Origin of the sequence: Marinobacter confluentis, from assembly GCF_004785685.1 — a bacterium.
GTDB lineage: Bacteria > Pseudomonadota > Gammaproteobacteria > Pseudomonadales > Oleiphilaceae > Marinobacter > Marinobacter confluentis.
Genome location: NZ_SRPF01000095.1, coordinates 1 through 301, shown reverse-complemented (window position 1 = coordinate 301; position 301 = coordinate 1). Strand labels below are relative to the sequence as shown.

Sequence of the window (301 nt, the reverse complement as noted above, 5' to 3'; positions counted from 1 at the left end):
TACTTTATCCAGCACGAAGAGGGCACCCCCGATGGGCGCACCTGCACCCAGTAGCACTGCGGCCAATGGCAGGTTCTGGGTCAGGGGCAACACCACCACCATGTTCATATCCAGGGTTTCCTGGGCCATGCTGGTGGTGCCACTGAACTTGAAGGCGCCAGACGGGCCGACAATCTGCAGCTCAGGGTCGAGGGTCAGTAAGCCATTACCCAGCGTGGCCTTCCCCGAAATCGCATCGAACGCAACGCCGGCTTCATAAAGATCCGAGAAGTCCAGTTTCAGTCTTCTCCAAAGGGTGTCT

At 58.1% G+C, this 301-nt stretch carries 1 protein-coding gene; it reads right to left on the bottom strand.

Going from position 1 to position 301, the window contains the following annotated elements; all coding sequences use genetic code 11:
- The coding region (locus tag E5Q11_RS17705) for a YhdP family protein (RefSeq protein ID WP_135804733.1) at positions 1-301 on the bottom strand (301 nt) is incomplete at both ends.